Below are 9,348 nucleotides of genomic sequence, written 5' to 3'. Positions count from 1 at the left end.
TTCTTGGCCGGAGCCTTGGCGGCGGGGGCCTTGGCGACCTTGGCCGGGGCCTTGGCGGCGGCCTTCACGGCCGCGGGCTGGGGGGCCGAGGCCGCCTCGGAGGCGTACTCGGTGGCCAGCTCGACCAGGAGGCGAACGCCGATGCCCGTGGCGCCCTTGGGCACGTAGGTGCCGCCCTTCTCGTTCCAGGCGGTCCCCGCGATGTCCAGGTGGGTCCAGGGGTAGTTCTTGGCGAACTTCGACAGGAAGGCGCCGGCGGTGATGGTGCCGCCCGCGCGGCCGCCCGTGTTCTTGAGGTCGGCCACGTCGCTCTTGATCAGGTCGAAGTAGTCGTCCCACATGGGCAGCTTCCAGGCGCGCTCGGCCGAGCGCTCGCCGGCCTGGCGGACCTTCTCGCCGAAGGCGTCGTCGTTGGTCATCAGGCCAATGGCCTGGCTGCCCAGGGCGACGACGCAGGCGCCGGTGAGGGTCGCGAGGTCGACCACGGCGCGGGGCTTGTAGCGCTCGGCGTAGGTCAGGGCGTCGGCGAGGATCAGGCGACCCTCGGCGTCGGTGTTGATGACCTCGATGGTCAGGCCGCTCATGGAGGTGAGCACGTCACCCGGGTGGATGGCGTCGCCCGAGGGCATGTTCTCGGTGGCGGGCACCAGGGCCACCACGTTGACGGGCAGGGCCAGCTTGGCGATGGCGCGGATGGCGCCGATGACCGCCGCGGCACCGGCCATGTCGTACTTCATCTTCTCCATGCCCTCGCCGGGCTTGATGGAGATGCCGCCCGAGTCGAAGGTGATGCCCTTGCCGACGAAGACCAGGGGGGCTTCCTTGTCGCCGTTGGGCAGGTACTCGAGGACGATGAAGCGCGGGGGCTCGGCGTCGATCGAGCCCTGGGCGACGCCCAGGAAGGATCCCATGCCGAGCTGCTTGATCTGCTTCTCGTCGAGGACCTTGCAGGTGATCCCGGCCTCGGTGGCCATCTGCTTGGCCATGTCGGCCATGACCGAGGGGGTCAGGTCGTTGGGGGGCATGGAGACCATGTCCCGGCTCAGGGCGACCGAGCTCGCGATCGCCTCGGCCTCGGCCTGGGCCTCGCCGATGAGCTCGGACTGGGCCTTGTCGGCGGCCAGCAGCGTCACGCCGTCGAGGTACTTGTGCTTGTCCTTGTTCTCGGTGCGGTAGCGGTTGAACTGGTAATCGCCGAGCAGCATGCCCTCGACGAAGGCCCGAGCGGTCGCGTGCGCGTCGATGTCCTCGGCGTCGAGGCCGAAGACCGAGCTGGCGAAGGTCTTGATGCCCAGGTCGCGGGCGGTCACGGTCGCCTTGCCGGCGGCCTGGCGAACCCGGTCGACGGTCAGCTCGCTGGCCTTGCCGAGGCCCACCAGCAGCAGGCGCTTGGCGCCGAGCTTGCCGCCGGTGGGGATCATCATGGTCTGGTTGAGCTTGCCGGCGAAGTCGCCCGACTTGATCACGTCGGAGACGATGCCGCCGAGGGCCTTGTCCACGGCCAGCGCGTCGGCGCTGAGCTTGGTTTCGCCTTCGAACAGGGCGATCGCGATCAGTTCGCCTTTCTCGGCGGCCGGAGCACCGGTCTTGATGGTTAGCTTCATAGAGACTCCTCAAATTCTTTCGACGGCCTGAGCGTTCCGCTAGTTTAAGCCCGTCTAAACCCCATGATAACAGATTTCACGCGGGCCCATGCGCGCGAGGCGCGATGGAGGGACCCGAATTCGATAAATCGAGCAGGGTGGCGGGTATATCATGTCAGGCGAGGGTCATCCCCTGCCGTCTCCCTCGCCGGCACGATTCAGAAATGGTTGACGGATTCGCATGAGCACGTCGATTCGCACCCCCCTCGAAGCCCTGCAGCCCGGGATGGTCCTGGCCGAGCCAGTGTTCCACCCTGCCAACCGGCAGCAGCTGCTCGGGCCCGGCACCGCCATCACCCCCCAGAACCTCTCGCTGCTCTACCGCGCGGGGATCGACTCGGTGGCGGTGATCAACTTCCAGGCCCAGCCGGTGCAGGCCACCCCGCGCCCTTTGGCCGCCCCGGTACGCCAGCCGGCGAAGACCGGCCCGCTGGGACGCCTCTTCGGCGCGGGCGACGCCCCCAAGCCGGCCTCGACCCCGGCGCCCGCGCCGTCGCGCGCCGAGACCGGCGCCCTGTCGCGCTTCGCCGAGAGCCGGATCGAGAAGCTGGCGCGCGACGTGGTCACCCACAACGTCGCCTCGATCCGCGAGATCGCCAACACCTACAAGGAGTCGGCCTCCATCGACTTCGAGAAGGCCGACTCGTGCGTGCAGACCACGCTCCAAGAGATCGTCATGAACAAGGAGATCCTCAACAGTCTCTGCGATCTGCGCGTCTACGACGAGTACACCTACGCCCACTCCGCCAACGTCATGAGCCTGAGCCTCCTGATGGGAGTCACCCTCGGCTACCCCGTCGACAAGCTGCGCCTGCTTGGCATCGGCGCGCTCCTTCACGACGTGGGGAAGAACCTCATCCCCGACTTCATCCTCAACAAGCCGGGGAAGCTGACCGAGGCGGAGTTCGCGGTCATGAAGACCCACTCCGAGAAGGGGCTGCGCCTCATCCAGAACCACCGCTGGGCCACTCCCGAGATCAAGGGGATCGTCCTTCACCACCACGAGAAGTGGGCGGGGGGCGGCTACCCTTACGGCCTCAAGGGCAACGACATCCCCGAGATGGCGCGCGCGGTCGCGATCTGCGACGTGTGGGACGCCCTGATCTCGAACCGCGTCTACAAGAAGGGCATGCCGCCCAACCAGGCCTATCGGATCATGCTGGAGGGCATGGACACCCACTTCGAGCGCCGGATGGTCTGGGCGTTCCAGAACTTCATCGTGCCCTACCCCAAGAACGCGCTGGTGTTGTTAAACTCGGGCGAGATCGCCAAGGTCGCCCAGGTCAACCGCGAGGACGCGACCCGGCCGGTGGTCGAGATGGACGGCCAGCTGATCGACCTGGCCAAGCACGGCCGCCTGGTGATCCAGGATCTCTACCGGCCCGAGATCAAGGCCTAGGGTATAATGGGGCTTCTGGCCCCCGTTTACCTTGAGGAAAAACCCATCACCATGGCAAGAACGGTCAAGTGCGGCCTGATCCAGGCCGCGAACGTCGAGAAGGACACCTCCAAGCCCATCGAAGCGATCAAGAAGGCGATGATCGACCACCACGTCGCCATGATCCACGAGGCAGGCAAAGAAGGCGTCCAGATCCTCTGCTTGCAGGAGATCTTCTACGGCCCCTACTTCCCGGCCGAGCAGAACACCCGCTGGTACCAGGCGGCCGAGCGCATCCCCGACGGCCCCACCGTCAAGCTGATGCAGGATCTCGCCCGGCAGCACCAGATGGTGCTCATCGTCCCCATCTACGAAGAAGAGATGCCGGGGGTCTACTACAACACCGCCGCGGTCATCGACGCGGACGGCACCTTCCTGGGCAAGTACCGCAAGCACCACATCCCCCACCTGCACCCCGGCTTCTGGGAGAAGTTCTACTTCAAGCCCGGCAACCTGGGCTATCCCACCTTCGAGACCCGCTACGCCACCATCGGCGTCTACCTCTGCTACGACCGGCACTTCCCCGAGGGCGCCCGGGCCCTCGGCCTCAACGGGGCCGAGATCGTCTTCAACCCCTCGGCCACGGTGGCGGGCCTCTCGGAGTACCTCTGGAGGCTGGAGCAGCCCGCCCATGCGGTCGCCAACGGCTACTACGTCGGCGCCATCAACCGGGTCGGCCACGAGGCCCCCTGGAACATCGGGGAGTTCTACGGCCAGAGCTACTTCTGCGACCCGCGCGGCCAGATGGTCGCGGTGGCGAGCCGCGACCGGGACGAGCTGCTCGTCTGCGACCTGGACCTGGACGTGATCCGAGAGGTGCGCGACACCTGGCAGTTCTACCGCGATCGCAGGCCCGAGACCTACGAGGCCCTCACGGCCCAGACCCCCTAGCGAAAAGGCCCCGGAACCGAGTGGTTCCGGGGCCTTGTTCCTGTGGTTCCTACTCGACCATCACCGGGACCATGGTGGAGTCCACCATGCCGTGGATGGCCTTCTTGTCCGCGGGCGCCACGGTGGCCAGGATCCCGTGCAGGTGGGCCTGGTCCCCGTCCACGAAGTAGTAGGGACACAGCCGCACGCGGCCGTCGAACTTGCGGATCTCGGCGCGGTTGAAGTCGTAGTACCGGCTCTCGACCTTGGCGGGCTTGTGGTACTCCTGCAGGAGGTAGGGGGTCTCTGCGAAGCTCGAGAGCGCCGCCTCGAGCTTGGTGGCCCACTCCTCGGAAGGGGTGTCGCTGCCGAAGGTGATGCCCCGGCTGCCCCAGGCGAGCTCCGAGAAGCCCGAGGGCTTCAGGACGTACTCCCGCTGCTTCTTGGTGGTCGGGATCAGGTCGCGGAAGTCGCTGACCGAACGGCCCTCGATCGCAAGGCCCGGGATCACCCCGTGCGGAGGCAGGGGCCGCGCGTCCACGATCCAGGTGCGCGGGATGAGCCGCTCCATGGCATGGAAGCTCTCGGCTCCCAGCTCCTGCAGCCAGAAGGCCTGGAGCATGGGGTGGTGGAACAGGGCGAAGAGCATCTTCTCTTCGAGGAAGGTCTTGAAGGGGGGGGTGACGACGACCTGCTGCTTCTTGGCCGCGTACATCATCAGCTCGGTCTTGGGCACGTTCTTGAGGTCAAACAGCTCGAAGAAGCGGTAGATGACATCCAGGCGCTCGGCGTCGAGCCAGAAGGCCTCGTCGGCGTAGCGCAGGCCCTCCGGGCGAACCACCCTCACCCGCAAGAGACCCGCGGCGTTGAGGGCGTCGGCGACGTGGACCATCTCGTTCCAGTAGTCGTTCGACTCCTGCGAGATGACGATGGCGACGAGGGGGTCGGCCACCTCGGGGACCTGGGCGCGGATCATGCGGGAAAAGCCCTGGAGCATGCCGTCCGCGCCGCCCACCGTCTCGAACCCGAGCGCGGAGTAGGCCGCCGAGAGGCTCGAGACGAAGCCCTGGCCGCCAGGCACCGAGTCGAGCTCGCAGGCGATCGCCCGGCCCTCGTCGGTGAAGATGAGATCCGGCCGGATGATCGCGGGAAGGAGCTTCTTCTGGCGGTTCATGCGGGCGTACTCGATCAGGTGCTCGGGCTTGCCCTGCTCCAGGTAGGCCGCCACCCAGGGCGCGACCTTGTCCTTGATGCTCTCGTAGTAGAGCTTGTTGGCGGCCTGGTAGAAGCGCAGCAGGTGGTTGCCCAGGCTCTTGACGTAGAGGTGGGTCTCCTTGGAGATGCAGAAGGGCTCGGGCGAGATGCGCCAGGGGATGTTGCTCGCCGGGTGATGGTCGCGGGTGGTGGAGGTGAAGATCGCCTGGCCCTCGGCCATGCGGTTGAGGGCCAGGCAGGCCTCGACCGGGTCCACGTGAGAGGGCTTGAGGGCGCAGTTTCCGACGATGGTCATGGGCGCTTCCTAGTTGGATCCGGTGGCGCGCGCGATGCCCCAGGCCACGAGGATCACCACCAGCACCAGCACCATGCCGATGCCGAACCAGGAGTCCTTGCCTCCCTCGCCGTGCTCGTCGTCGCCGAAGTCGCGCTCCTCGATGCCCAGGGCATCCAGGTCGTCGGCCTTGAAGCCCTCGGTCGCGGTGGGAGGCGGGATGGTGATGCCGGTGAACTGAGGCGTCTGAAGGTAGCTGGCCTTGGCCTCGGACACCATCAGGGCCCCGCAGTGCTTGCAGAACTTGGTGTCTTCCTTGTAGCCGCAGCTCGGACAAGTCATCATCGCGTCAATACCTCAATTGAGAGCGTAAGAACTGCTGCGACTCGGCACGACGCGCGACCCGCAAGGCCTCCATTATCGTCGATCGCGGCGCGTCTGGCTAGGGGACTAACCATTCGTTAGTAACTTTCACCCAGCCGCAGCACCATGAGCCCGGGAGGCCAGGGGATGCCCGTCGGCTGCGGCGACAGGACCCGGGCCCCGCGCTCGTCCACCTGGAAGCGCGCCGTGCGCTGGAAGGCGCCGCCCCCCGTGTCCTTGACGGTGAGGGTGACGTCGTAGGTGCCCGGGGTGCGCGGCGGCATGTAGGCGCTGTAGCTGGTGGCGAGCGAATCCGAGGCCACCGGCACGCTCTGGGAGGCGACAGACAGCAGCCCCGCGCTGGTGCGCCAGTCGAAGGCCATCGTCCCCACCCCGCTCGCGAGGGCCATCAGCTCGAAGGGGCCTCGATCCTGCTGGGGCGAGGCGGCGCGCGCCTCGAAACGGACGATCACGGGATTCTGCTCGCTGCGCGGGCCGTAGGCGCCCGTCCAGTTGTCGCAGGCGCTCACCGAGGCAAAGGCGATCGCAGCCAGCACCCAGCAAGGCAGTCGAGGCATGGCGAGTTCCTCCCTGAGGGTCGTCCCGCCCACCATCTAGCCCGGGCCCCGCAGGCCGCGCCAGGTCAATTCAAACGAAATCTCGGCCCCGCAAGGGTCACGGGCGCCGAGGGAGGCTCAGTACATGCCGAGCCGGTTGGGCGTCTGGACCATGTTGCGGTCGCGCTCCATGGCACCGGGCTGCATCTGCTGCTGAAGCTGGGCCTGTTGCTGCTGCGCCTGGATCGCGCCCGCCTCGATCCCGCCGGACTGGGCGATCGCCTCGAGCTGCTTCTTGAGGTCGTCGAGCTTGCGCGCCACGTCGAGGGGCGCGGCCCCACCGCCGCCTTGCTGGCCGCCGCCCTGGGCGTCGATGCCGCCCTGGCCCTGGGTGGCGTCCGCCACCTGCTGGAGCTGGGCGAGCTGGGCCATGAGCGCCTTCAGGGCCTCGGGGTTGGCGCCGCTGGCCATGGCGCTCTTGATGAGCTCGGCAAGCTGCTTGATCTCCTGATCCAGCTTGGCGCCGGTCTCCTGGAGCTGCCTGAGGTCCGGCGTACCCTGGGCCCGCTGCAAGCCCTGCATTCCGCCGCCCGAGATGCCGTCGATGCCCATTGGCGCCCTCCCTTGCAAAAAACGATCCTGCTTCGTTATCCCGCCGAGCACCGGCTGAGTTTCCCGCCCGGGAACAAAGCGAAGTTTTGCTTGCGTTAAATCTTCATTCGGCCGGATTCAGATGGAATAACCGCGGAAGCGCTCGGCCTTGGCCTGCGGCCGCAGCACGGCCGCGTCCTGGGCCCGGGCTTCCTCCTGGCCCACGCCGAAGTAGTCGAGCCACTCCTGCGGGGCGTCGATGGTCTCTCCGCCGTGGCTCGTCAGGCGCGCGCGCACCTGGCACAGCACCGGCGTGTTGATCGCAACCCCCGCGACCACCACCTGGCCCTTGGTCAGCGCCGGCAGCTCGTCGAGCAGGTCGCGCCCCGCGCCCTCGACCGAGCTTGCGATGGTCTGCTGGTCGAGGGGGTTCACGATCTTCATGATGAACTGGGTCATGCACTGGGAGAGCACATCGCTGTCCAGCTTGCCGGGCCGCTGGGTGATGAGGCCCACCCCGACTCCGAACTTGCGCCCCTCGGCGAGGATGGTCTTGAGAATGGGGGTGCTGACCACCGTGGCGCCCGCCGGCGCGAAGCGGTGCGCCTCCTCCAGCAGCACGAAGACCGGGTAGGGCACGTAGGTCTCGCCGTCGTGGACCTTGCCGTTCTTGGTGTCCATCCGCGCGCGGTTGATGCGCCGCAGAAGGGTCGAGACGATCACCTGCTGCATGTCCTGGTCGATCTCGTTGAGCTGGATGACGGTGACCTGGCCGGGCGAGAACAGCTCGGGCAGGGGCAGGTGGTCGCGGTCGTGGAAGATGCGCGAGCGGGCGAAGCGGTCCTCGAGGCGCCAGCGAATGCCCTCGATGGTACTCGCGTTGGAGGAAGGGTCGTCCTCGGCCCCCTCGCTGCGCATGGCGTCGAGGGCGTTGAAGAGGTCCTGGAGCCCCCACAGGTGGCCGTCCCCCTTGCGCCCCCGGACGCGGTCGAAGGCCTTGCCCAAGAAGGCGTTCATCTTCTCGCTCATCATGGGCAGCAAGGAGCGCACGTCGGTCTCGGTGAGGCTGGAGAAGCGGATCCTCACCTGGTCGTGAGGGATGATCCGGACCCGGGGGCGGTACCCTCCCTGCTCGAAATCAGGATGGCTCTCGAACTCCCTAAAGGTGTGGTACTCCCCGTGAGGGTCGATGACGAGCACCGCCGCGCGGTTGTAGGGGCGCAGCAGCTCCTCGATGAGGACGCCCGCCGTGTAGCTCTTGCCCGAGCCCGTGGAGGCCAGGATCGCGAGGTGGGTCGAGACCAGGTTCTTGACGTCCAGCACCACGGGCACCTCGCCGGGGGCGCGGGTCAAGAGCGAGCCGAGGTGCGCCGAGCCCAAGGCGCCCTGGGTCTTGGGGCTCAGGACCTCGGTCAGCAGGGCGCTGCCGGCGAGGTGGACGCGCACGCCCGGATCCGGCATCACGCGCGGATTGACGAAGCCCTTGAAGCGCGGGTCGAAGTAGCCCGCGATCGCCACCGTCACCTCGTACAGCTCGGGGGTCGCCATGTCGAAGCCGATGAGCTCGGCAACCTCGGACGGCGGGATGTGGGGATCCGCCAGGAAGGCGTCGGGCAGGGTCCGGACGATGGCCTTCTCGGTGATCTTGCCGAGGATCAGGCGCTCGGCGCCTTCCACCTGGATCGGGTAGTAGACGAACTCGCCCACCTTGGTGCGCGCGTTGTCCGGGGTGATGAAGCGGTACTCCTGGGCGCTCTCGCCCGGGCCCTTGACGGTGCCGACGAGCAGGTCCTGGCTCATGCCTTCACCGCCTGGATGGTCCGCTGCCAGTTGAGGGCGTTGCGCAGGACGCCGAGCCGCGCGCGATCCTCGGGGCACAGGGAGTTGAGGCGATCGAGCACCGCCAGAAGCAGGCTGAGGCTCGCGGGCCCGCCGTGGGCCTGCACCAAAGGAAGGTAGCGAAGCTGGATCCGGCCGGCCTCGTCCCGGTGGAAGGCCACGAAGGCCTCGTCCGGCAGGGTCTCGACCTCGGAGTGGACCGGGATCACCTCGCCCGGCACCTCGTGGATGCCGTGCGCCCCGCTCAGGCGCCCGAGCAGCAGGAGGCTCACGAGCGTCGCCTGCTCGTCGATGAGGTCAGGGGTGAAGACCCGGATCTCCTGGGGCGAGTTGCTCAGGCGCGGGCCGAAGTTGCCGAAGTCGGGGTTCTGGAGCTGCGAGTCGTAGACGATGCCGACCGCATCCCCCGAGAGGCGCACGAAGCGGCCGAAGGCGTACGAGGCGGGCGAGGGCACGTCGGGGATCTCGCCCGGGTGGTAGATCTGGCAGACGTAGTCCAGGTGCGATCGCGACGAGACGATCTTTCCGATGCGCAAGGCGATCCCTCCAGTCATGGCT

At 67.4% G+C, this 9,348-nt stretch carries 9 protein-coding genes; 2 read left to right on the top strand and 7 right to left on the bottom strand.

The window, feature by feature from the left end; genetic code table 11:
- Window positions 1–1,604 (bottom strand): leucyl aminopeptidase (locus tag V6D00_10260; protein HEY9899554.1); only part of this gene is annotated, 1,604 nt, incomplete at its 3' end.
- A gap of 220 nt (window positions 1,605–1,824) precedes the next feature.
- On the opposite strand from V6D00_10260, the gene V6D00_10255 reads away from it, so the two are divergent.
- Window positions 1,825–3,042, top strand: a complete 1,218-nt coding sequence (locus V6D00_10255) for an HD domain-containing phosphohydrolase (GenBank protein HEY9899553.1) — start codon at window positions 1,825–1,827, stop codon at window positions 3,040–3,042.
- A 51-nt stretch (window positions 3,043–3,093) separates the two neighbouring features.
- Window positions 3,094–3,972 (top strand): nitrilase-related carbon-nitrogen hydrolase, encoded by an 879-nt coding sequence (locus V6D00_10250; GenBank protein ID HEY9899552.1) that lies wholly within the window; start codon window positions 3,094–3,096, stop codon window positions 3,970–3,972.
- Between the two features lie 49 nt (window positions 3,973–4,021).
- Here V6D00_10250 and V6D00_10245 read toward each other — a convergent pair whose 3' ends face one another.
- From V6D00_10245 to V6D00_10220, 6 genes are all read right to left on the bottom strand, one after another.
- Window positions 4,022–5,461, bottom strand: coding sequence for a hypothetical protein (locus tag V6D00_10245; protein HEY9899551.1), 1,440 nt, complete (start codon window positions 5,459–5,461; stop codon window positions 4,022–4,024).
- Between the two features lie 9 nt (window positions 5,462–5,470).
- Window positions 5,471–5,782 carry a hypothetical protein gene (locus tag V6D00_10240; GenBank protein ID HEY9899550.1) on the bottom strand — a complete coding sequence of 104 codons (312 nt, stop codon included), beginning with the start codon at window positions 5,780–5,782 and terminating at the stop codon, window positions 5,471–5,473.
- Window positions 5,783–5,901: 119 nt separating this feature from the next.
- Window positions 5,902–6,381: a hypothetical protein gene (locus tag V6D00_10235; GenBank protein ID HEY9899549.1), complete on the bottom strand. Its 480-nt coding sequence runs from the start codon at window positions 6,379–6,381 to the stop codon at window positions 5,902–5,904.
- A 117-nt stretch (window positions 6,382–6,498) separates the two neighbouring features.
- Window positions 6,499–6,972 carry a hypothetical protein gene (locus V6D00_10230; protein HEY9899548.1) on the bottom strand — a complete coding sequence of 158 codons (474 nt, stop codon included), beginning with the start codon at window positions 6,970–6,972 and terminating at the stop codon, window positions 6,499–6,501.
- A gap of 117 nt (window positions 6,973–7,089) precedes the next feature.
- Window positions 7,090–8,751, bottom strand: coding sequence for an ATP-binding protein (locus V6D00_10225; GenBank protein HEY9899547.1), 1,662 nt, complete (start codon window positions 8,749–8,751; stop codon window positions 7,090–7,092).
- Window positions 8,748–9,326: a hypothetical protein gene (locus V6D00_10220; protein ID HEY9899546.1), complete on the bottom strand. Its 579-nt coding sequence runs from the start codon at window positions 9,324–9,326 to the stop codon at window positions 8,748–8,750. The genes V6D00_10225 and V6D00_10220 overlap by 4 nt, the downstream gene beginning before the upstream one ends.
- Between the last annotated feature and the right edge of the window lie 22 nt (window positions 9,327–9,348).

Origin of the sequence: Pantanalinema sp., assembly GCA_036704125.1 — a bacterium.
In the GTDB taxonomy this organism is placed as follows: Bacteria; Cyanobacteriota; Sericytochromatia; order S15B-MN24; family UBA4093; genus JAGIBK01.
Note: the sequence above shows the minus strand (reverse complement) of the source record. Positions and strands in the feature narration are given on the sequence as shown.

Bases quoted from the DNA above. Each gene is read 5' to 3' on its own strand.
- V6D00_10235 (HEY9899549.1), bottom strand. From the start codon at position 6,381: ATGCCTCGACTGCCTTGCTGGGTGCTGGCTGCGATCGCCTTTGCCTCG.
- V6D00_10250 (HEY9899552.1), top strand. From the start codon at position 3,094: ATGGCAAGAACGGTCAAGTGCGGCCTGATCCAGGCCGCGAACGTCGAG.
- V6D00_10240 (HEY9899550.1), bottom strand. From the start codon at position 5,782: ATGACTTGTCCGAGCTGCGGCTACAAGGAAGACACCAAGTTCTGCAAG.
- V6D00_10245 (HEY9899551.1), bottom strand. From the start codon at position 5,461: ATGACCATCGTCGGAAACTGCGCCCTCAAGCCCTCTCACGTGGACCCG.
- V6D00_10225 (HEY9899547.1), bottom strand. From the start codon at position 8,751: ATGAGCCAGGACCTGCTCGTCGGCACCGTCAAGGGCCCGGGCGAGAGC.
- V6D00_10255 (HEY9899553.1), top strand. From the start codon at position 1,825: ATGAGCACGTCGATTCGCACCCCCCTCGAAGCCCTGCAGCCCGGGATG.
- V6D00_10230 (HEY9899548.1), bottom strand. From the start codon at position 6,972: ATGGGCATCGACGGCATCTCGGGCGGCGGAATGCAGGGCTTGCAGCGG.